This window comes from Nostoc sp. CCY0012 (assembly GCF_963920855.1).
Lineage (GTDB): Bacteria > Cyanobacteriota > Cyanobacteriia > Cyanobacteriales > Nostocaceae > Cyanocohniella.
Window position 1 is genome coordinate 13,969 of the sequence record NZ_CAWUDM010000044.1, and the last position, 23,793, is coordinate 37,761.

The following is a 23,793-nucleotide window of genomic DNA, read 5'->3' on the forward strand; positions in this document are numbered from 1 at the left end:
CTATGAATAGACAAAAACTGTTTATCCAACTCATTCAATATGCTGGCATTGTATCTCTATTACTTGTGAGTATGACAAATTACTCTCAATCAGTGCTTGCACAACTTTCTCATTCTGACCAAAACATTGTTAGTAAACCCAAATCTCAATTTTTTGCCAAACTAAAATTCCCACCAAATGGCGCACCTACAGGTCGCCGCAGAGGAGGTGCAGGACGTAATCCTGATTGTCCTAGCTCCCTCACAGGTCTGACTGCTTTAGTACCAGGTGAACAAGGAAAATCGTACTTAGCAACAACAGTTGCAGAACATCCTACTTTTTGGTTTTATGTTCCTGAATTGCCTGAAACCGCACGTTCCGCAGACTTCGTATTACATTTATCAGAGAATGGTAGATATGTGGATAATGTCTATCGAAGTTCTCTTACCCTGTCTGGAAAACCGGGGATCATCAGTATAACTACACCATCACAACCGCAATATGCCTTAAAAACAAATCAAGAATATCACTGGTACTTTGAAATTTATTGTGGCGATCGCCAAACAACATCCGACCATGTTTTTGTAGATGGATTTGTACAAAAACAAATGTTACCTGGCATACTTGACAGTGAATCACAGACAGCAGAATCTAGAGAGTATCTTACTTACAGTACTAATAATATTTGGCACGATGGGCTTACTCATTTAGGTCAATTGCGCCGTGCCAATCCGCAGGATGCAACTATTAATCAAGATTGGGTTGACTTATTAAATGCAGTTGGTTTGCAAGACCTGGCTCAAGAGCCGATTGTAGAGCATTACAACCTGGATAAATAAGATTAATCAGACAGTGGAGTTATTGATTGAGAGGTGTTATGTCAGATTTAACTCAAGATTGGCGATGTTGGTGTACTAGTTTATTGATGGGAAGTATCCTAATTGCATCCTTGCAAGAGCATACTGTTGCCCAAATTACCCCAGATAACACCTTGCCTGATAATTCCACCATCATCAGAGATGAGAACATTTTCAATATCAATGGAGGAACCCAAGCAGGAGGTAATTTATTCCATAGCTTTAGTGAGTTTTCTGTCCCTACTGGTGGTACTGCTTCTTTTAACAATGCTGTGGATATTCAGAATATCATCAGTCGAGTAACGGGTGGGTCAGTTTCTAATATTGATGGATTAATTAAGGCTAACGGTACAGCTGACTTATTTTTGATTAATCCAAATGGGATTATTTTTGGCAAGGGTGCAAGGCTAGATATTGGTGGTTCGTTTGTAGGAACCACATCTGATGCAATTGGATTTGGTAATCAAGGTTTTTTTAGTGCTTCAACTCCAGAAAGTTCTTCATCGCTACTAAGTGTCAATCCTTCCGCTTTGCTATTTAACCAAATTAAAACTGAATCTATTATCCAAAATAATTCAGTTGATTTACGTGTGCCAGATGGCAAGAGTTTGCTGCTAGTAGGCGGTGATATCAATATGGATGGTGGAAAATTGTTTGCTTTTGGTGGACGAGTTGAGTTAGGTGGGTTAGCAAGTGCAGGAACCGTTGATTTAAATGGGGATGGTAATAATCTGAGTTTAAGTTTTCCTGATGAAATAGCGCGAGCAAATGTATCCCTTAATAATAAAACTGAAATAGATGTAGCCGCAGGAGGTGGAGGTGATATTATAGTCAACGCCCATAACTTAAATATTTTGGGAGGAAGTATTTTAAGCAGTGGTATTGGGCAAAATTTGGGGACATCTGAAACTGTTGCAGGAGACATTACGCTTAATGTAACCGAGGAAATGGTTGTAAATGAAGCTAGCACTGTTATTAATTCAGTACTATCTGAAGCAACAGGTAAAGGTGGAAACATTAACATTACATCTGGGTCACTCTTGGTAACAGATGGCGGGTTACTAAATGCCAACACCTATGGGCAGGGGAATGCAGGCAATATAAATATCAATGTCCGCGATAACGTCTCATTTAATGGGGAAGGTAGCGATGGAAATTCCAGTGGGGCAAGAAGTGCTGCGGAATTGGGAGCAGTGGGCAATGGGGGTAACATTGAAATCTCAGCTGGATCGTTGTCTGTAACAAAAGGAGCTGAACTAGTTGTTTTGACTAGAGTGCAGGGGAACGCAGGCAATATCAATATTAATGCCCGTGATACTGTCTCCTTTAATGGAAAACGTAGCAATGGATTTTTAAGTGTGGCATCTAGTACGGTGGAAAAGGGAGCAGAGGGCAACGGTGGCAACATCAACATCCACACAGGATCGCTCTTTTTAACAAATGCCGGTTTACTAAATGCCAGCACCTATGGGCAAGGAGATGCAGGTAATATAAATATCAATGCCCACGATCTTGTCTCCTTTGATGGAGAGGGTGCAGCACATAGCTTTGTGCGAAGGGAAGCAATAGGTAATGGTGGCAGTATCGACATCCATACAGGGTCGCTCTTTGTAAAAAGTGGCGCTGCACTATCTACTAGCACTTATGGGCAAGGAAATGCTGGTAGTATAAATATTAATGCTCGCGATCTCGTCTCTTTTGATGGAGTAGGTAAGAATGGATTCTCTACTGGTGCCAGCAGTTCTGTAGGTTCTAGTAGAACAATAGGTAATGGTGGCAGTATCGATATCCATACAGGGTCACTCTTAGTCACAGATGGCGCTACACTGTTTACCACCACTTATGGACAAGGAGATGCTGGTAGTATAAATATTAATGCTCGCGATCTCGTTTCTTTTGATGGAGTAGGTCGCAATCGAGCTTCTAGCGGGGCGAGTAGTTCTGTGAGTTCTCGAGCAATAGGTAATGGTGGCAGTATCGACATCCATACAGGGTCACTCTTAGTCACAGATGGCGCTATATTGTTTGCCGGCACCCAAGGTAAGGGAAATGCAGGCAGTATAAATATCAAGGCTCGCGATCTCGTCTCTTTTGATGGGGTAGGTCGCAATGGGTTTTCCAGTAGTGCAAGAAGCTCTGTGGGTTCTCAAGCGATGGGTAACGGTGGTAGCATTGATATCCAGGCGGATTCACTCTTGGTAACAAATGGCGCTTTTCTATCTACTATCACTTTAGGGAAAGGGAATGCAGGCAATATAAATATCAAGGCTCGCGAAACTGTCTCCTTTGATGGGGTAGGTAGTGATGAATTCCCCAGTAGCGCAAGAAGCTCTGTGGGTTCTCAAGCAATGGGTAACGGTGGTAGTATCGATATCCAAGCAGAGTCACTATTAGTAACAAATGGCGCTGGACTGCTTGCCAGAAGTCAAGGAAGTAAGAATGTGGCAGGCAACATAGTAGTTAAAGTAGACTCTATCCGTCTGGATCATCAAGCAGTCCTAAGTTCTGAGACTCAAGGAGGAGAGGGCAACATTTTTCTAGACTCCCAGACATTAATATTGGGTCGCAATAGTAACATTACAACTAGCGCTACTGGAAAAAACGTCATCGGCGGCAACATCAATATCAATGCTGATTTTCTGATTGGTTTTGAAAATAGCGACATCCGCGCCGATTCTCAAGACTTCCGTGGCGGCAACGTATTAATTAATGCCCAAGGTATCTTTGGTATGCAGTTCCGAGATGTGGCATCTGATCGCACAAGTGATATTACAGCCACTGGCGCAAGTCCCGAACTCAGTGGTACTGTACAATTAAATACACCTGAAGTTGATCCCAACAGTGGCTTAGTTGAATTGCCAACAATACCAGTTGACACTGAAGTAGCCCAAGGTTGTTACACTCCAGGTTACGCCCAAAGCCGTTTTGTGAACGTCGGACGTGGTGGTCTACCACCCAACCCCAAAGACATTCTGACTACTGATACAACCCAAATAGATTGGGTCTCTCTTCAACCCAGTAACAATAAGCGTCCTTTACCAGCTGTCACCGTTAAACCAACTACCTCCACTCCCAAACGCATTGTTGAAGCCACAGGTGCAACACTAAACGCTAAAGGACAAATAGTCCTTAGTGCTAATTCATCTAACGTTACTTCTTATACTTCCAGACAAAACCCTATTCAATGTCATGGTAGCTAAAGTTAATCATATTTTTGTCGCGTCTTGCTTGCTGATGTTATTCAACAGTATCATAATTCTACCCAGCAAGGCGCAGATACCCGTTCAGGATTCTCCCTCACTCCCGCCACTTCCACCACCGCAGGATGTCCAACCACCTTCATCCCCACAGCCACCACCACCTTCTCCTCCACCACAACTACCCCCGCCATCTGAACTACTCCAACCTTCTCAACCGCTAACTGCACCGGAGGAACCATCTTCTGAAATATCACAAACCTTTACTGTTAATCAGTTTGAAGTGATTGGCAGTACAGTATTCAGCCCAGAAAAGTTGACTGAGGTACTTGCAGAATTCACTAACAAACCAATCACCTTTACACAATTATTAGAAGCTCGTTCTAAAATTACCGAACTGTATATTCAAGAAGGATACATCACTTCTGGAGCTTATATTCCTGAACAAACTTTTACAGATGGTGTTGTCCAAATTCAGGTAATCGAAGGTGAATTAGAGGAAATTCAAATTACTGGTACTAGACGACTCAACCCAAATTATATTCGCAGTCGTATAGTTAATGGTGCATCTACCCCTTTAAATCAAAACCGCCTATTAGAGTCATTGCAACTATTACAAATTAATCCGTTAATTGAAAACTTGTCTGCTGAACTATCTGCTGGCTCACGTATCGGCTCTAACTTGCTGGCTATCCAAGTAACGGAAGCAGATACATTCAATACACAAATAATACTTGATAACGGTCGCTCCCCTAGCGTTGGTAGTTTCCGCCGCCAACTGCAAGTTAACGAAGCCAACTTGTTAGGAATTGGAGATAGTATATCGTTAACATACAACGATACTGACGGCAGTAACACTATAGATGCCAGCTACAGCTTACCCCTCAATCCTCGCAATGGCACTCTTACCCTGAACTATGGAACTACATCAGCTAATATTATTGAACGTCCCTTCAATGATCTAGATATTGAATCAGCTTCCCAATATTACGAACTCACATTCCGCCAACCCCTAGTCCAAACTCCCAGTCATGAATTTATTCTAGGAATTACTGCTTCTCGCAGAGAAAGTAATATTTCTTCTGCTTTGTTTGAGCAAAACGAGGCTCCCCTTAATTTACTTTCACCAGGAGCTGATGAGCAAGGACGCACCAGAGTATCTGCGTTGCGATTCTTTCAAGAATGGATTTCTCGCAACAGCCAAGAAGTAATTGCGGCTCGTTCTCAATTTAACTTGGGAATTGGTGCTTTCAATGCCACAGTTAATGATACTGAGCCTGATAGCCGCTTTTTTGCTTGGCGAGGACAAGCGCAATGGGTACGCTTGTTAGCTCCTGATACTTTATTACTACTCCGTGGTGATGTACAACTAACTTCCACAAGGCTTTTAGCTTCAGAACAATTCGGTTTGGGTGGGATAAATAGTGTCCGGGGATACCGTCAAGATTTTCTCTTGAGAGATAATGGCGCTCTCGCTTCTGCTGAATTGCGATTACCGATTCTGCGTGTACCTCAGTGGAACGGAGTTCTACAAGTTACTCCTTTTTTTGATTTTGGTACTGCTTGGAGTAATTCAGCGAATGGAAATGACAATAATACTAACACCCTAGTTTCTAGTGGTTTAGGTTTGCGTTGGTTACAAGGTAATAACTTTACTGCTGCGATTGAGTGGGGTATTCCTTTAGTTTCTGTTGATACTCCGGGCAATACCTGGCAAGAAAATGGTTTGTATTTTTTTGTGCAATATAATATCATGTTCGGTAAATCACTTACTATTAAGCCCCGATTTTAATCCACCAATGAAAACCGGTTAAACCTTGAATCAAATCTTGCTGTTGAAGTAAAGATTGACACCGATGAAATAAAATTTCCTCCAAATTATCAAGTGTCTCAAATGTTCGATTGGCGATTGGTTCGTCAACCAAAGTCCACAATCTTTCCGCAGGTTGTAATTCAGGTGAGTGGGAGGGCAAAAATGTCAAGTGCAGCCCAGATGGAAGCTTTAGGCCTTTACTGGTATGCCACCCAGCTTGGTCAACAGCTAAAAGAATGTGTTTATTCGCACCTAAACTGAATTCACGAGCAAAATCTGCTAAAACCTGATTAAAAATTTCTGTATTTACATAAGGAAGAATCCACCAATAAGTTTCTCCAGTTTTGGGATGTACGAATGCATACAACCATAACCACTTATATCTCCAGTTAACATTGGCGATTGGTGTTTCGCCTTCAGGAACATAAACTCGTCGAATTATTGGCTTGAGTCCTAAACGATGTTCATCCTCGCACCAGAGTTCAACTTCCGCGTCTGGGTAAGACGTTTTGAGTTGTTCCACTTCTTCAACTAGTTTTTTTTCCAAGCTTCTTGCTCAAAATAGTCGCTTTCTGTATGAGATGGGCGAGGTACTCGTAGCCTAAAAGTCATCTGCCGTAATATCTCCCATCCCCTGTATCTACTGATCTTTTTCCCAATGACTTCACTCAACCAATCCGCAACTTTTCGCCCATTCCAGAATCCCCCATCTGGGGCGTTTGACTGCAAAGCTTGCCATAGCTGTGCTTGCTGGATGTCATCTATTAAAGGAGTTGCTCCTTGATTTTCATTTCGGCGATCGCCTAATCCTTCAACACCAAATTCGTTATACCTTCTTACCAGTGCGTATATCCATGTTCTGCTATAGCCTGTAACTTCCTCAACTTCTTCGGTTTTTTTTCCTTGTGCTAATAACCATATAACTTGATATTGACGGCTTTCTACCGCGTTTTTCGCCTGACGGTAAAGTTGTTCTAACTCAGAAATATTTAAATGTGTGGTTATACTGATTCGTTTCGGCATATTTCATAGTTGCATTCCCCACTTTTATCATAACTAATTATGCGAACATGATATAACTTGTTTTAATTTTTGACATCAAAATGTGGGAATTTATATGAAATTTATCAAGCATTTATTGATCGCCTTATTAACTACGTTATTGTGCATATTTTTTTCTGAATTCATTAATTCATCTAATTATGTAACAGCAACAATTATTCAATCTAAAGTTCAAAATCCCAAATCAAAAATCTCATTATCTGCTGTTAACTCAACTCAGACTGATAATTTAATTCAGCAAAGTCAATTACTTTATGAATCCGGACAGTTTGTAGAAGCAGTAGAACTGTTAAAAAAAGCAGTAGGTGAATTTAGAGATGCTAATGATGAATTACATGAAGCTATGGCTTTGAGCAATCTTGCTTTAGCCTATCAGCAACTAGGGCAATGGCAAGAAGCAACTCAAGCTATTACAGAAAGTATTAATCTCTTAAAAACAGAGAACAATCCAAGTTCTTCCCAAGAGCAATGGCAAATTTTTGCCCAAGCTTTAGATGTCCAAGGAGGATTGGAATTAGCACGAGGGCAAACTGAAGCAGCTTTGAGTAGTTGGCAAGAAGCAGCTAAAATGTATCAACAATTAAATGATACATCCGCGCTGATTCGCAACCGGATTAATCAAGCCCAAGCAATGCAAGCTTTGGGTAATTATCTGCAAGCACATAAAACCTTAATTTTGGTACAAGAAATTCTGCAAGAGCAACCGAATTCTGCTCTTAAAGCTACAGGATTAAATAGCTTAGGGAATGTACTACGAAGTTTGGGTAATTTAAGCTGTCCAGATAAAATTCCAGAAGCAAGCTGTTCAGAGGAAATTCTCAAAGAAAGCTTTTCTGTTGCTACGAAAGTAGGAGACGCGATCGCTCAAAGTAATGCTTTACTAAATTTAGGTAACACAGCCCGCGCTCAATCTTACGCTGAAGTTAGTTTGGGTAATTTAAATAGTGCTGATGATAAGACTAAAAAAGCAATCCAATACTACCAAAAAGCAGCGCAAATTGCACCTGCAACATCTACTGTACGGCTCCAATCTCAACTAAATTTATTGAGGCTATTGGTAGAAAAAAAGGAATTTAGTACAGCCAAACCTTTATTACCGCAAATTCAATCGCAGATAGACAATTTACCTCCAAGTCGTACTACTGTTAACTACCGAATTAACTTTGCCCAAAGTCTGAGCAAAATGATACAGAACGATTTGCAGCCAAAAGATGTTGCTAAAATGTTAGCCCAAGCTGTACAAATGGCTCAGAGTTTAAAAGACCAGCGAACTGAATCTTATGCCCTTGGGACACTTGGGGAACTGTACGAACAAACCGGACAGTTAGCTGATGCCAAAAATCTTACACAACAAGCGTTGGTAAAAGCCGAATCTATTGATGCTCAAGATATTGCTTATCAATGGCATTGGCAGATAGGACGAATACTTCAAAAACAATCTAATATCCCAGCAGCAACAATAGCTTACAATCGAGCATACAACGCCCTCAAGTCTCTCCGCAATGATTTAGTTGCCATTAATCCTGATGTACAATTTTCTTTTCGCGAAAGTATTGAACCTGTTTATCGTCAGTATGTGGATTTACTGTTGCAATATGAGAAAAATTCAGAGAATAAATCAGATAATCTTGTTCAAGCCCGTCAGGTAATGGAATCTCTCCAGTTAGCTGAATTAGATAACTTTTTTCGTTCGCCTTGTTTGCTACCAAGAGTAGGAGTTGACAAACTAGTAGAAAAGGAAAAAACTACAGCTGTTATCTATCCAATTATTTTAGATAACCGATTGGAAATTATTACTAGATTGCCAGGGCAAGATATAATTTCTCGTCATACTACCAAAATATCTCAAGAAGTTTTAGAAGCTACTGTAAAACAACTACAGAAAGATTTACCAATTGCCAGCCGAGAACCAGATATTAGGCAATATGCACAACAAATATATGATTGGTTAATTAGACCTATAGAATCAGATTTAAGTAGCAAAAATATCAAGTCTTTAGTATTTGTTTTAGATGGGGATTTGCGGAATCTTCCAATGGCAATTCTCTACGACAAACAACAGCAGCAATATTTAATTGAAAAATATGCTATTTCTTTGACTCCTGGTTTGCAACTTGTTGATCCTCAACCTTTACAAAATGTGCAGCTAAACGCTTTAGTTGCTGGAGTTGAGCAAGAACGTTTAATTGAGGGTATATCCTTTTCTGAACTGGCAAATGTGAAGCAGGAATTAAAACAAATTCAGTCTGAAGTTAAAACAAGTCAAGAACTTTTAAATCAAGACTTCACCAAAACTAATCTCCAAAAACAAATTCAATCTCATCCTTTTTCAGTAGTGCATCTGGCAACTCATGGACAATTTAGTTCGGATTTTGAACAAACTTATATAATGACCTGGGATCAACTACTGAGGATTAGAGAGTTAGATACTTTACTCCGAGCTAGAGGTGAAACTAGACCAGAATCTATAGAATTACTTGTCCTCAGTGCTTGTAAAACCGCATCAGGAGACAAACGTGCAGCGTTAGGATTAGCTGGAGTCGCTGTACAAGCAGGCGCACGCAGTACAATTGCAACGTTGTGGATAGTCGATGATGAAGCTACTAGAAACTTTATGGGTGAATTATACCGACAGTTGAATACTGGGGTAAGTAAAGCCGAAGCTTTGCAACGTGCTCAACTCGCTATTTTAGCGCAAAAACATAGTCCTTATTTTTGGGCGCCTTATGTTCTTCTCGGCAATTGGTTGTAATAAAAATTTAAATTAATTTTAAAATATAAACTTATGTAAAGATATCAGTGATATTGCGTAAAAAAAGCCGCTTGAACAAGAGAAACATATAAAGCAACGTATCAGTTCCTGTAAAAGTTAGATTAACACTTGGAAGGTTTTGAGTATGTTTTCAAGCAACTGCACTTTACAGCAACGCAACTTTCAAGTCATATTGCCGTTAAAAGAGGAATCGTGTCTATCTAAATTGCAGATGGATGACATAGCAGATGCAATATTTCCCCCGGCTTCTCTGCCTCTTGTGGAAAGATTAGAGTGCAAAGTACAACAGCTTATGGCTGAATTACAGGAAACTAATCAGCAATTGTGCCATGAAAAAGTTTTACGCCAACAGGCAGAAATGGCTCTAAAACAAGAAAAACAACTTGCGGAACATAGAGAGTACTTTATCTCTATGGCTTCTCATGAATTCCGCATTCCTCTAAACATCATTTCGTTGTCTACTAGTTTACTGAAACGCCATCGTCATCACTGGACTGAAGAAAAAAAATTACAGTATTTGCAGCGCCTAGAAACAGCGATGGAACAAATGAGATATTTAATGGATAAATTTCTCACACTGGATCAAGCAGAAGTAGGTAAGCTAAACTTTGAACCAGAAACTCTTAATCTAATTCAATTCTGTGAAGATATATTAGCAGAATTAGATTTGTGTCAAAACCATCACTCATTTACCTTTGTTTGTCAAGGTGATTGTGAACAAGTTTGTGTGGATAAAAAATTGCTTCAGCCTATTTTAATGAATTTACTGTCAAATGCAATCAAGTATTCTCCAGTTGGTTCAACAGTTGATCTCATGCTTTCTTGTGAAGATCAAAAAATGATTTTCCAAATTAAGGATAGTGGAATTGGCATTCCAGCCGCAGATCAACCACGACTGTTTGAACCATTTTATCGAGGTGGAAATACTGGCAATATACCAGGTAATGGATTGGGATTAGCACTGGTTCAAAAGCTTGTAGACCTGCATCATGGTCAAATTACCGTAACGAGTGAAGTTGGTGTAGGTACAACTTTTACAATCACTTTGCCATGCTAACTAGTAAAGCAGAGTTAATGATTACGTTATACCAGCACTCAGAAACAACTGAAACAGTGATTGTCATAGAATTTGCATGTTGTGTGAAACTTCAGGTTCTATAACAATCTCTGCAATAGAAATTTTGATCCTGCAATTCAATAATTGAAAAAACAATGACAAAAATTTTAGTCATCGAAGATGAAGCAGTAAGTCTAGAAATGTTGCTAGACAGTCTAGAAGCAGAAGGGTTTGATGTTATTGGTGCAGAAAACGGTCTTGTAGGCGTTCAGCAAGCACAAGAACACTTACCAGATTTGGTGATTTGCGACATTCTCATGCCAGAACTTGATGGTTACGGTGTTTTTAGCAAGCTACGTCAGAATCGTAACATGGCAATGATTCCTTTCATTTTCTTGACAGCCAAGATTCATAAGGCTGAGGTTCGTCTAGGCATGGATTTAGGAGCAGATGATTATCTTACCAAGCCTTCTACAGTAGAGGAACTATTGGGAGCGATCGCAGCTCGACTAGAAAGACAAGCAACTCAAAAACAGTTGTATGCTACTGAGTTTCAGCAAAATTTCCAGCCAGAGAGTACTGAAAAAACCAAATCGGTAAATTCGGAAACGCTTTTACCTGCTGACCCTGATTTTCGTGAAGTCTTTGAGTTTATTGAAGCAAATTATTATAAACCAGTGGGTCTAACTGATGTAGCTCAAGCAGTAGGTTACTCGCCAGCTTACTTAACAGACTTAATAAAAAGGCAAACAGGAGAAACTGTACATCAATGGATTGCTAAACGCCGCATGGCCGCAGCGTGTTCTTTACTATTAGAAACTAATCAGTCAATTGAGCAAATTGCTGAAGCAGTAGGCTATCGTTATGCAGGATGTTTCTTCCGCCAGTTTCGTATCAGCTTTGGCATGACTCCTCAAGTCTGGCGAAAAGCGCAACGTATTCAATCAAGAGCTAAAGACAATTGATAGGGAGTAGAGAAAAAAAAGCCCATTTGTGTGGGCTTTAAAGTTGTGTAAATATCTGTGTACTGGAGGCTAAGGTAGATTTTAGACTTTGGGCAAATATCTCAAACTGAAATGAACTAAGGTAAGTTTTAAGCTAGGGTTAGCTATGGCTTTAGATCTATGTGGAGTACGTTTCAAAGATAAACCTGCAATTATTACACCAACATACAGCAAGGCTAGGGTTACTCCCGGTTCTTGTACTGGTTGAGGTTGTAGTACACCAAGTGCGGCGATCGCCCTATCTCCTTTGATTAAACCAAAGCCTAGTCTAGAATCGAAACCAGATACAGAACTATCAGCCGTATCTCTGAGTGCATTATAAATTTGAGTAGGTGTAGCGCTGGGGTCTGCTTGCAGTAATAGGGCTGCTACTGCTGCTGTATACGGTGCTGAAACAGATGTACCGAAGAAACTAAAAAAGCCAGGGTTAATATCTGTGCGAGAACCTCCACCCAAGTTAAAGGAAATGGGTAGACCATCGGGAGCGACAACATCCGGTTTTAATAAGTCTGGGTTACCTGCTGATGAAAAAGGTTGCAGTTGTCCTTGTTCTATCTCTACATTCTCCCGTCGGTTAAAGTATGATTCTGAATTACCGTAGTACACCGCACCCACAGTCAGCGCATTGGGGTTATTTGCGTGACCGTATATGGGAAAATCAGGGAAATCATTACCGGCTTCCGTAAAGTAAGAAATTCCTTGATTGAACACTGCGTCAATTGCTTGATTAATAGGCCCATTAGGAGGTTCCAGATCCACAAAGTCTAAAGGTACATCAGGGATATCTTGAGGAACATAGCCAACATCATCTATTATAATATTAGCCCCCGCAGATGCTAAAGCTTCAATACCTTGACTTAATATATCTACACCACCTACGCCTGTGTGAAATAGTAGATTAGCCTGGGGAGCCACGGCATGAAGAATCTGCGCTATTGCACGACCCTCATTTGTAGATTCAGGATTAAAGAAGTCTTGTAGTACATTAATGCCAGCCGATAAGTAGCCATCAGCTATATTAGTTGCATAAGTATCCAGATTACCAGAAACATCAAATGTTTGGGCTGTGTCAAAGCTATCGGATATAAAACCAATTGTAATTCCCGTACCATCTAAACCATAGCGATCGCGCAAAACATCAACTCCTGTAGCTTTGGCTGCTGCTTCAATCGGTAGAGTGAAAGTAGCCGCCCGAACTTCGACAACAAAGCTCCCAAATGCAGCAGTGGTAGCTATTATTCCTGAGGTAACTATTCTTTGAACAAGTCTCAAATTTCTCATAGCGTTTAAAGACCTTCTCAAGATTCACTCTTGTTAGAGCAGATCAAATTTATTGTAATACTGCCTGTCATAACCAAAATATGGATGGAACTAAATGTCAATTTGAATTCTTTAGGAATAAATTCAGAAAAATTAGGAGTAATCAACTGAGAGTCTTAAATGTTAATTGTCCTCGTAAATCCAGTGAGTCCAGCAGATTTATCTGTCAAAACTCACTGGCTTAGAATATTTTTGAGTTCCAAGTAGTTACTGGTCTGCTAAGCGGACGCTACACTAAGTCGTTGGCGTTTCTTAACTTAGCCTTTCTTTTGTCATCTTCATAATCGAATTTCAAGTTAAAACGTTTACTAAAGAAAATACAGATGCCACCAGCGACAGCTTCTAAAGCTTCCTCAGATAATTCTCCCTCAGCTATAACAGCTGATTCAGGATTATTTGGAATCACTAAATAAACCTTGTTCTCTGTTTCTTGGGCAACTTCGATTTCTAGATTATTTGGCAATTCCTCTCCTAACTCTCTAGCAAAAACTGCTTTGGGATTGCTGAGCAATTCTTGCTTAAATTTATCATCTTCCCAAGCCTGTTGAATGAGCTTCTGTTCAACTTCAAACCGGGTGTTTATTGCCTGAGAAATGACTTTTTTCAGTTCTTCGTGCATTTTGGTTTCTCCTTATTTGCTTGCATCAATCTTTGTGATTGACACTAACTAGAATATCGATTCGGAAACTAAACCGTCAATTTGAATTCTTTAGGCATTAAATCCAGAAAAATAGAATACTTGACTAAAAAATCCAAATAATAATGTAAATATTTTAGAAAAACCATAAAGATTAAATTCCCAGTAGTTAATAATGAAAAATCAAGCCATCAAAAATCAGTAACTTGCCGACAATGGAAGTTGAGCGCATTCGATAAAAAACAGAATATAAAAAATTGTTAGTCTTACCGAAAGAATTTGAATTGTAATTTTGGCTTGGTATCCTCTAAGCTACAAATCTAACTATGAATAAAACAACCATTATGGGTTTAACTAAAAAAGGGCACACATAGATGGAAGTTTCACAAGAAGATTTAATCAAAATAGTTGAGGAAGCTAGTACTCTAACCGAAAGACTGGAGACACGCTTCATTCCTAATGAGACATCAGCCGATGAAAAATTGATTAGTTCACGCTGGGAAATGTGGTGTCAGGTTGTAGCACAAGAAAACCCAGAAAAATTTGCTAAACGCCTCGCCTGGGACGATCAGAATTCTAAAGCTGTTGGTACCGTTCTCGGCTCTGTGTACATCAGCGAAGCACAAAAACTTCCTCTTTGGGCAGAAACTTTACAGCAAGCGTTGCGAACCGATTGGGAAACAGCTTATACAAGTGCTTCTCGCTGTCTGGATGCTGAAAAACCCATTCCCTTTGAAGAAGTTTATCTACCCTTTGTTTACGTAGCACAGCAAAAACTCATTGCACACGTTGGTGCTAGTTGGCAACTTCTGTCCCAAGCAGTTCACATACGTGTGGAACGTCAACTTTTATTGCAGTTAGTGTCTCTTTGCACCCAGTCTCTAGAGCTTGAATTTTCGCTATTCAAAGCACTCAAGCAATCCGCTTTCACCCTTTTATGGGGACAAGGATTAGACATAAGTTCTAAAGAGCAATACCAAACTTTTATCAAAGACTTTAAAATAGGCAAACTACTCTCATTTTTCCAAAAATACAATGTTTTAGCTCGCCTGGTGGCGACAGCAATGGATATATGGGTGGAGGAAAAAACAAAATTTATCCAACGATTAGCATTAGACTTGACAACCATCCAGCAAACTTTCCAAGAAGATACAAGCCAAATTGTTGCGATCCAATTGAATCTCTCCGATCTTCATAATAGAGGGCAATCGGTGATATCTTTAACTTTTGCTTCTGGATTGAAACTGATATATAAACCCAGAGGCTTAGGGTTGGAAATTGCATATTTTCAGTTACTAGCTTGGTGTAATCAGCAGTTTGTTTTGCTCCCGTTCAAGTTAGTCAAAGTTATTGACTGCAAGACTCATGGTTGGATGGAGTATGTTGAACATTTACCTTGTGAAGATGAAGCAGCAGCGCAGCGATACTACCAGCGTGCCGGAATGCTTTTGTGCTTACTCTACGTGCTGCAAGGGAATGACTGCCATCACGAAAATTTAATTGCTAGTGGCGAACACCCGGTGCTGGTAGACTTAGAAACCCTCTTGCAACCTGTAGCTCAGGTGATTGATCCCAAAATAGAAGAATTGGGCGGAGCGCAATACCAGGCGAATCAACAATTTTTCGACTCGGTGCTGCGGACTGGACTACTACCGAGATGGGACTTTGCACCAGGAGGGAAGGCTGAAGATATCAGTGGTTTGGGGGGAGTTGGCGAGAAAATTTCTGTTAAAAGGCAAAAGTGGCAGAACATTAATACTGACGGCATGGCGCTGAAGTATGAACTTGACATCATGCCAGCCCAAGCTAATACACTTCTCCTTAACGAGGTTGCCCTATTACCCAATGATTACGTTAATGAAATTGTAGATGGTTTCCGGCAGATGTATCAGTTTTTGTCAGAGCGGCAAGAAGTGCTGTTGGCAACCAATAGTCCTATAGCAGTCCTAGCTCATCAGAAAGTACGATTTTTGTTTCGCAATAGCCAAGTCTATGCTGATGTTTTGAATAAAGCCTTAAACCCAAAATTCTTGCGGCATGGTGTAGACCGCAGCATTCAGCTAGATGTTTTAAGCCGGGCATTTTTGAAAGCTGATACAAAACCTCCTATTTGGCCACTGCTAGCAGCAGAATTACAAGCTTTAGAGCAAATGGATATCCCTTACTTTGTTGCGGACTCAAGCAGTGATGCTCTGAGAGTCAATGACTTAATTATTGAGGGATATTTTAAAGAACCTAGCTATGACCGAATGATTTCTTGTCTCAAGCAACTTAATGATGCAAATTTAGCCCAACAAATTGCAATTATTCGGGGTTCTTTTTACTCGCGGGTTGCTAGTGGTATGACCAGTGCAGCATCTACTAGTACCGTTTTAGATTTGGATGCAACTATTCCGTTGACACAAGCAAAACTGGTACAAGAGGCAGTGGAAATTGCCAAAGAACTGGAACAACGAGCAATTAAAGCTGCCGATTGCAGTATTACCTGGATTGGTATGGGATATCTGCCTAACTCAGGACGGATGCAACTTCAGCCACTTGGCGATGGCTTATATGATGGTGTTTGCGGCGTTGCTTTATTTTTAGCAGCATTGGCAAAAATGACTGGTGACGCAGGATTTCGATATTTAACACTCAGTGCTTTGCAAGAACTGAAAAAATCTTTGCAGGTTACAGACTCGAACTCTCTGTCTAGAATTACCAAACGCTTAGGTATCGGTGGAGCCACTGGATTAGGGTCTATTGTTTATACTTTAGTTCGGGTTAGCCAGTTTATTGATGAACCGGAGTTTTTAGATTTTGCCAGCCTTGCAGCCTCATTAATCACTCAAGAAAGTATTGCAAGCGATCGCCAGTTTGATACCATCGCCGGTTCTGCTGGTGCCATACTAGGATTACTGAGTTTATACCAAGCTTCATCAGATTCAGCAGTATTGAATCAAGCCGAAGCCTTGGGTTATCACTTACTAAATAACCGCACTCACAGCGATTCTGGATTTAGAGCTTGGGCAACCTTAGAAGGCAAACTAATCACAGGATTTTCTCACGGTGTGGCGGGTATCGCCTACGCCTTACTACGATTGTATAAAATCACGCAAGATCCAAATTTCCTGGAAGCGGCAGAAGAAGCGATCGCCTACGAACGCAGTGTATTTTCTCCCAAGGCTGGAAATTGGCAAGACGTGAGGCAGAAAAACCCTTCTTTTGTAACCAGCTGGTGTCATGGCGCTCCTGGTATTGGTTTAGGTCGTTTGGGAAGTTTGGAAATTCTCGATACTCCAGAAATCCGGCAAGAAATTGCAGTAGCATTGAACACAACTCAACAGTTTGGTTTACAGAATCTCGACCATCTCTGCTGCGGTAACTTTGGCAGGATGGAGGTGCTACTGGTAGAAGCCACTAAGCTGTCGAGTGCGGAACTACTAGAAACTGTCCAGAAACAAGCAGCAACAGTTTTAGCAAGAGCAAAGCAAGTCGGTGCTTTTTATTTATTTCCCGAACTTTCCTCAGATGTTTACAATCCTGGTTTCTTTCAAGGCACTGCTGGAATTGGTTATGAACTATTGAGGTTAGCGTATCCAGAATTACTTCCTTCGGCCTTGCTGTGGGAGTGAACTTATACAATTCGGAATTCGTAATTAAGAAAGTCAGATTCAGTCTGGTTTTTCAGAGTTGAATCTGTTGCCAAATTTTGGAAAATTGGTATTAGAGATTTTTACAACTAATTATCATAGTGGATTAAATGAAGCGTTTACATCGGTTACTTTGCCCAGCTGCTTGGTCTATAGCTGCCAAAATATCAGTAGCGTTAGTGTCAGTTGCACTCATACCGATGAGCTTCACCACCTACTACAACCTGCGCCAGAGCTTAGATAGTGTGGAGGCTGGTGAATATCGCAAACTGGAATTGTTAGCTACTAGTACTGCTAGTCGTCTTGACCAGTTAATGATTGATATTCAGCGTGTTGTTGTCCAAGTTAGCAGCGATCGCAATGTCGTCAATTTCCTCGCAGCTTCCACGTCTTCTGAGCGATCAGCCCTCCGCCCTAACTTGCAACAAACGCTACAAAACATCTTCCGTTCTAACCCAGACTTTGATGCTGTTTTTGTGATGGATCGGCATGGTCGTGCTATTGCTTCCACCGATCCTAATTTTCTTGGTCAAAATTATGCTTTCCGTGAATATTTTCGTTCTAGTATTCAAGGCAAATCTTATGTATCTAGTATTCTGGTGGGCGAAACGACAAAACGACCAGGAATGTTTTTCTCCCATCCGGTGCGATCGCCTAGTGGCGAAATTGTCGGAGTCACAGTATTGAAGATTAAAGGAGAAGCTATCTGGGCGATCGCCAATGCTTTACAAGTAGATTCCCAAAGTTACACTTTTTTGATTGACCAGCAAGGAGTAATAATTAGTCATTCTGATCAATCTCGACTTTATCATAGCCTCGTTCCTCTACCACCTGAGACGTTACAACTAGTCATCAAGGACAGACGTTACGCTCTCAATCAAATTCCCAGCTTAGATATTTCTGAGTTACAGGTGATGGTAAGAGCTAAACATACAGGTCATACTACCTATCGCTTTCCACCTCAACAAATGCCCCGGAGTGTTGGCTTTGCACCTTTACAAGAACAACCTTGGGTGTTAGGAGTCAGCCAGCCGAGAGAAGATTTTACTAAGCCATTGCAGCGACTGATTTGGCTGCACGGTAGCAGTATGTTGATTGTGGGCGGAATCACAGCCATCATTGCGTTATTTTTAGCGCGGAGAATTTCTCAACCAATTTACGCTCTCACAGCCGCAGCGCAGTCATTGGAACAAGATGATTTTGATTCTCGGGTATTAGAATTGCGTCCAAAATTGGAGAAATTCGCCAGTAGCCAAGATGATATGGGGCAATTAGTGCGCGTTTTCTTGGGAATGGCTGAACAAGTGAGGATACGAGATCAAAAGCTCAAAATGCAAGTCCAGGAACTGCACATTGAGATTGATGAAACAAAAAGAGCCAGCAATGTTGCGGAAATTACGGAAAATGAACATTTTCGGCAGTTACAACAAAAGATTCAAAAGCTCAGAGAACACAAAGTAACTGTTAGCGAAACGGAGACAGATTACTACCAGAGATTGCAGACAAAGGTGCAATCCCTCAAACAGCGATCGCTAAACTGTGAGGCATAAATATGTCATTGGATGACGACGAATTGATATCAAGAGAGGAAGTACTAGCGGGCTTACCAGCTAAACGAGCGAATACATTACTGTTTTTACTTGAGAGCCGCACTGCCCAGATAGTGGCGCGATCGCGGATGGAGTTTTCCTTGACAGAACAAGCTGCTTCAGAGCGTGATTTGGCTTTTTTAGAAGCCTTTGCTTTAGGAAACGCGCCACCACTCCACCCTACTATCCAGCATTTGGAACGCTACGCCGAGCAGTGGACCACCCTCGTGCCGGAAAATCCCAGACTGAAAGCTGCGATCGCCCATGCCCTCAGCCAGAAGTATACTTTCATGTATCAAGCAGTCCCCAACATTAGAGCAACGTTGGGTTTGGATGAAAAGGCGGTGCAAATAGCTTACTTGCGTTTGTATAGAAAACAACTGTTGAGAATTTTTGCATCCAAGTTATCGCTCATCGAACAGTGGCGCTGGATAACAGCAGCGATCGCCCAGCGCTTAGAGTCTCTTCCACCCTTCTGGCTAGCCTCTATACTTACCGTAGCATTAGGTCTTCCCCAAGCTTTCTTAGCCTTGCCCATTGCCGTAGCCGATGTGGGGCCGTTAGCTACAATTGCTTTCATAGTCATCATCGGTATAGTCAACACCCTAACTATGGCTTGTATGGCAGAAGCCGTTGGTCGCAGTGGAGACTTCCGTTATGGCAACTCTTTTATCAAACAATTAGTATCTAATTATTTAGGAAATACAGGCTCATTTATACTTTCTATAGCAGTTGGTATCCGTGTTTTCCTCATAGCATTGGCTTGTTATATCGGTTTGTCGGTGACTATGGCAAATTTTACCCAGATACCAGCAGCATTGTGGGCGGTATTGCTATTCGGTGCTGGATTGTATTTGGTATCTCGAAAATCGCTTAACTTCACCGTTGCCTTGATGGTATTACTAGCAGGCATCAACGTGAGTTTGCTTCTCATCCTTTCACTGTTATCATTTCGCCACATCCAACTAGAAAACCTTTTATATGTAAACTTGCCCTTTCTCGACGGTAAACCTTTTCAACCTTGGATGCTACAACGAATTTTAGGTGTCAGCCTGATGCTTTACTTTGGTCATGTTTATGTAGGAGAATGTGGTAAACTGATACTTCCTCGTGATCCTAGCGCTGTATCCTTAATTTGGGGCAGCGTAGCGGGAACTGCTTTTTTGACTGTTCTCTTTTGCATTTGGGTGCTAGCAGTTAACGGAGCCATATCGCCAGAGTTGCTAAGTGGACAGTCAGGCACTGCTTTAGAGCCATTAGCATTGGAAGTCGGTGCGATCGTTACAATCTTAGGCGCAGTGTTAGTTACCTTGCTGTTAGGAATGGCTTGGCTGCGTAGCTCTAGTCTTTTAGTCAACCTAGCTAGAGAGTGGTTGCCAGCACGTCCCCAACGAATTTTAAGACTTCCCCGTCAGCAAGGAATGTTAATATTACACCCCAATGGCGATCTTAGCTGTGTGCCTCATATTGGTGTAACTTACCTGGGATTAGAAGAGGCTCAGTCCAAGTTTCGTCTAGATATTCAGTTGAGTGGTAATGTTCATCACATAGACATTGCTTTCGCTAAACATTGGAACATTAAAGAGCTACTCCATCAATTTCCAGACTTACGTAAATGGGATACCCGCCTGAGTTTAGAAGTGCATTCGGCTAATGATGATAGTGCTTGTATACAAGCCATCTCACCCATGCTCTTGGTTTACGAAGGAGGGTTGAAAGCTGATTACAACGCTACTTCCAAACATCAGAGTCAGACACAAAAGTTTTGGCAAAGCCTACTCAACCAACGCCGCTTTTTCCTATCCATTAGTCCATTAATCTTAGTCTTCCTGCTAACTGAGTGGCTGTTCCTTGCTGGTACCCAATCCTTTACCAGTATCCTCGCTTTCGCTGGTGTACTTGGCAACTCTCTTGTTGGTGGAATTTTCCCAGTTTTACTGTTAGTTTCTAGTCGCTGCAAAGGGGAGCTTATACCTGGAGTAGTCTTCAAGATTCTCAATCATCCGTTCTTCAGTGTAGGTGTTTATAGCCTATTTTTAACTATCCTCCTGGTTCATGGTTTGTTCATCTGGGAAAACCCTCTGGCGCGGATAAGTGCATTGTTTATTGCTGTTCTATCTTTAGGAGCAACTTTGGTCATGAAGTACTATGGTGCGTTTACTTCCCGTGTAGTTGTGGAACTGCGAGAGCAAAACCAAGGAGGGCGATCTGTATTCACAATTACCGCTGGTGGACAACCAAAAACGGCAGAAGTGCTATTGGGATATGCTGAGGGTGAGCAACATTACCAAGCAGCCACTGTCGAAGTTCTATCGCTGTCATCCCTAAAGTATGCCACCTTCCGCTTACCAACCCAGCGAAAACAGGAATTGAGAGTGTGGACACACAGAAGTAATTCCCAGATTAACTCTAAAAGTTTGCCTGCATTTGTGGAAGTCCAAAATGGAAATCAGAATATGCAGTTTGACTTGAAGTTATCCAACGGACGAGTTTTGCTTCCTCTCATTAGTGATGGATGCTGGTTGAAGTTTACCTTTCCAGAGCCGTCATTTTCCGTGAGATGAGGGAATGACAACTGACTAATAACCAATTACAACAAGGTAACTTTATGGCACAAATTATTGCAGTTCATTCATTTCGTGGCGGCACTGGTAAATCAAACTTGATTGCCAATATAGCATCTACTATGGCGCTTGGGGGGCAACGTGTAGGTATTATCGATACTGACATTCAATCGCCTGGAATTCACGTTATTTTCGGGCTTAACGAGAATAGAATGCAACTCGCTCTTAATGACTACTTATGGGGTCGTTGTAATATTCAAGATGCTGCTTACGATGTTACTGAAGCTCTAATTGCAGACCAGGGAAATACAGGTACAGTCAAAGGTAGTCTTTATTTAGTTCCTTCTAGCATTAAAGCGGCTGAAATCGCCAGAATTCTACGTGAGGGGTACGATGTAGTCCGCCTTAACGATGGTTTTCAAGAACTTATCCGCACTCTGAAACTGGATTACCTACTAATTGACACACACCCTGGCTTGAATGAAGAAACCTTACTTTCCATCGGTATTTCTAATGTTTTGGTGATTCTCCTCCGTCCAGATAATCAAGACTTCCAAGGTACTGCGGTAACAGTAGATGTAGCTCGCAAACTAAGAGTGCCAAAAATGTTGTTGGTAATTAATAAGGCTTTACCAAGCTTGAATTTTCAGGACTTGCAACAACAGGTAGAGAAAATCTACAACGTCTCAGTGGCTGGAATTTTGCCCCTCTCAGAAGAGGTGGTGCAGTTAGCAAGCAATGGTGTTTTCTCTCTGCATTATCCTCAGCATCCCATCACTCAAACAATCAAACAGATGACTGAGCAGATTGCTAATGTCGTCGAGAAACAGGAGATAGGAGTCAGGAGTTAGAAACTATGGCATTGCATAAGTGCGGGATGAAATCGTTAAAATTCAACTTTGACAACTCTTACCCTTTGTGCATATCCTGCGGGAACGCCTGACGGCGAATGCGCTTACTCTTCGAGAATGGCAACGCCAGGGGCGAATGCTGAATGCGTGAGATAAAAATCATCCCATTAATCAGCAATGCCGGAATTATTATTTTCCCCCTTCCATCTATATTTATAGAGGCTTATGATTGAACAACAATCATTCCGTTCTCATGTCCTCGCCGACTTTGGAGCCACTACTGCACAGGCGGAGGAACTATTGGTATACAATCAAAACGTTTTTAACCACAACACATTAACCGATACCAAGTTTCCTCTTCCCCCAGAAGCTCATGTGGCTGCTTGGGAAGAATACGCTGTAGCTGCAAAAGTTGTAGGGACATTTGAAGCACTAAAGCGGGTACTGGTTCAGTTGAGATTTCCTGTAGTTGAGGGTATCAGCCAAACTGAGGCTTATCAAGCTGCTACTCGCAGAGGTGTTGCAGTGAATGGGATGACAGAGGCGACTGGTTTAGTCTTACAGCAACCTCAGAAACTTCAATTAATACTACATCAAAGCCTGGCTGGAACCATTCCAGTATTATTAACTGAGAACCGAGACGACTTTGTTTCTCTAGTACAAGCTCTAACAAAGCGAAATGAACCCCACCCAGTCCCTGCATCTATGGGAGCCTGTATAGTTAGCGGATTTAATAACTGGGAAAGGATTCGTCAGTACCGTCAAAAATGGGAAGCTGAAAGTTTTGCTAATCGCTGCCAAAGTAGTTGGCAAGAAGAATTTCAGCGATTAATCCCGAAAAAAGAGCTTTATCAGGATAAATTCATTATTTTGAGTGGCGGTTCTTATAGCAACATTTCAGCCAGCGACATGGAACTTGAAGAATCCCAATGGCAGAGCCTATCCCTAGCAATTCGACTGGAACATGAATGTACGCACTATTTCACACGTCGTTTATTTAACTCCATGCGGAACAATATCTTCGACGAGCTAATTGCAGACTACATAGGCATTTTAGCTGCTACAGGCTTTTATCGAGCCGATTGGTGCTTACGTTTTCTAGGGTTAGAATCATTTCCTAATTATCGAGAAGGAGGTAGATTGCAAAACTACCGGGGTCAACCTCCACTTTCTGATGGAGCTTTTAAGATTCTACAGGTATTGGTGAAGGCAGCCGCGGAAAATTTGCAGCGCTTTCACGCTGACTACCCAGAAAATTTAACAGACGCTAATACCCAACTACTAATGTTGATGAGCTTAACTCATTTAACATTAGAAGAATTAGCTTCTCAAGAAGCAAGATTTCGTATCCAACAAACGTTGGATAAATTGCAGACAGTACTTACTGTATAAAATCTCATTCCTCTGCGATCTCTGCACCTTGGCGGTTCGTTTTTCTTCAACTTTCCATTCACAAAA

The 23,793-nt window shown here is 41.3% G+C and carries 13 protein-coding genes and 1 pseudogene; 11 read left to right on the top strand and 3 right to left on the bottom strand.

What is annotated here, in order from left to right:
* The first annotated feature begins 2 nt into the window (after positions 1–2).
* Genes ACM0OS_RS14555 through ACM0OS_RS14565 form a run of 3 tightly spaced genes read left to right on the top strand, consistent with a single transcriptional unit; the run spans position 3 to position 5,825 of the window.
* Complete coding sequence (locus ACM0OS_RS14555) at positions 3–818, top strand: DUF928 domain-containing protein (protein WP_414543902.1); 816 nt, start codon at positions 3–5, stop codon at positions 816–818.
* Positions 819–856: 38 nt separating this feature from the next.
* On the top strand, positions 857–4,036 hold the full coding sequence (locus tag ACM0OS_RS14560; protein ID WP_414543903.1) for a filamentous hemagglutinin N-terminal domain-containing protein: 3,180 nt from the start codon (positions 857–859) through the stop codon (positions 4,034–4,036).
* The gene (locus ACM0OS_RS14565; RefSeq protein ID WP_414543904.1) at positions 4,026–5,825 is read left to right on the top strand and encodes a ShlB/FhaC/HecB family hemolysin secretion/activation protein; all 1,800 of its coding nucleotides are present in this window, start codon (positions 4,026–4,028) and stop codon (positions 5,823–5,825) included. The genes ACM0OS_RS14560 and ACM0OS_RS14565 overlap by 11 nt, the downstream gene beginning before the upstream one ends.
* On the opposite strand, the pseudogene ACM0OS_RS14570 reads toward ACM0OS_RS14565, so the two are convergent.
* Positions 5,809–6,869, bottom strand: a pseudogene (locus ACM0OS_RS14570) (IS630 family transposase). The gene ACM0OS_RS14565 and the pseudogene ACM0OS_RS14570 overlap by 17 nt on opposite strands.
* Before the next feature lie 94 nt (positions 6,870–6,963).
* Here ACM0OS_RS14570 and ACM0OS_RS14575 point away from each other — a divergent pair.
* The 3 genes from ACM0OS_RS14575 (at position 6,964) to ACM0OS_RS14585 (ending at position 11,703) form a co-directional block, all read left to right on the top strand.
* Entirely contained in the window at positions 6,964–9,660 is a 2,697-nt protein-coding gene (locus ACM0OS_RS14575; protein WP_414543905.1) for a CHAT domain-containing protein, read from the top strand.
* Positions 9,661–9,805: 145 nt separating this feature from the next.
* Entirely contained in the window at positions 9,806–10,738 is a 933-nt protein-coding gene (locus tag ACM0OS_RS14580; RefSeq protein WP_414543906.1) for a sensor histidine kinase, read from the top strand.
* Positions 10,739–10,893: 155 nt separating this feature from the next.
* Positions 10,894–11,703 carry a response regulator gene (locus ACM0OS_RS14585; protein WP_414543907.1) on the top strand — a complete coding sequence of 270 codons (810 nt, stop codon included), beginning with the start codon at positions 10,894–10,896 and terminating at the stop codon, positions 11,701–11,703.
* 81 nt (positions 11,704–11,784) lie between these two features.
* Here the strand turns inward: ACM0OS_RS14585 and ACM0OS_RS14590 are convergent, their stop codons facing one another.
* Entirely contained in the window at positions 11,785–13,023 is a 1,239-nt protein-coding gene (locus ACM0OS_RS14590) for a S8 family peptidase (RefSeq protein ID WP_414543908.1), read from the bottom strand.
* Between the two features lie 268 nt (positions 13,024–13,291).
* Positions 13,292–13,681 (bottom strand): NHLP leader peptide family RiPP precursor, encoded by a 390-nt coding sequence (locus ACM0OS_RS14595; protein ID WP_414543909.1) that lies wholly within the window; start codon positions 13,679–13,681, stop codon positions 13,292–13,294.
* A gap of 392 nt (positions 13,682–14,073) precedes the next feature.
* Here ACM0OS_RS14595 and ACM0OS_RS14600 point away from each other — a divergent pair, with 392 nt between their 5' ends.
* The 5 genes from ACM0OS_RS14600 to ACM0OS_RS14620 all read left to right on the top strand — a co-directional run bounded on the left by ACM0OS_RS14600 (position 14,074) and on the right by ACM0OS_RS14620 (position 23,727).
* Complete coding sequence (locus tag ACM0OS_RS14600) at positions 14,074–17,313, top strand: type 2 lanthipeptide synthetase LanM family protein (RefSeq protein WP_414543910.1); 3,240 nt, start codon at positions 14,074–14,076, stop codon at positions 17,311–17,313.
* Between the two features lie 128 nt (positions 17,314–17,441).
* Positions 17,442–18,881 (top strand): cache domain-containing protein, encoded by a 1,440-nt coding sequence (locus ACM0OS_RS14605; RefSeq protein ID WP_414543911.1) that lies wholly within the window; start codon positions 17,442–17,444, stop codon positions 18,879–18,881.
* 2 nt (positions 18,882–18,883) lie between these two features.
* Positions 18,884–21,484, top strand: a complete 2,601-nt coding sequence (locus ACM0OS_RS14610; protein ID WP_414543912.1) for a hypothetical protein — start codon at positions 18,884–18,886, stop codon at positions 21,482–21,484.
* A gap of 44 nt (positions 21,485–21,528) precedes the next feature.
* On the top strand, positions 21,529–22,335 hold the full coding sequence (locus ACM0OS_RS14615; RefSeq protein ID WP_414543913.1) for a MinD/ParA family ATP-binding protein: 807 nt from the start codon (positions 21,529–21,531) through the stop codon (positions 22,333–22,335).
* Positions 22,336–22,560: 225 nt separating this feature from the next.
* Complete coding sequence (locus tag ACM0OS_RS14620) at positions 22,561–23,727, top strand: DUF7005 family protein (protein ID WP_414543914.1); 1,167 nt, start codon at positions 22,561–22,563, stop codon at positions 23,725–23,727.
* Positions 23,728–23,793: the final 66 nt, after the last annotated feature.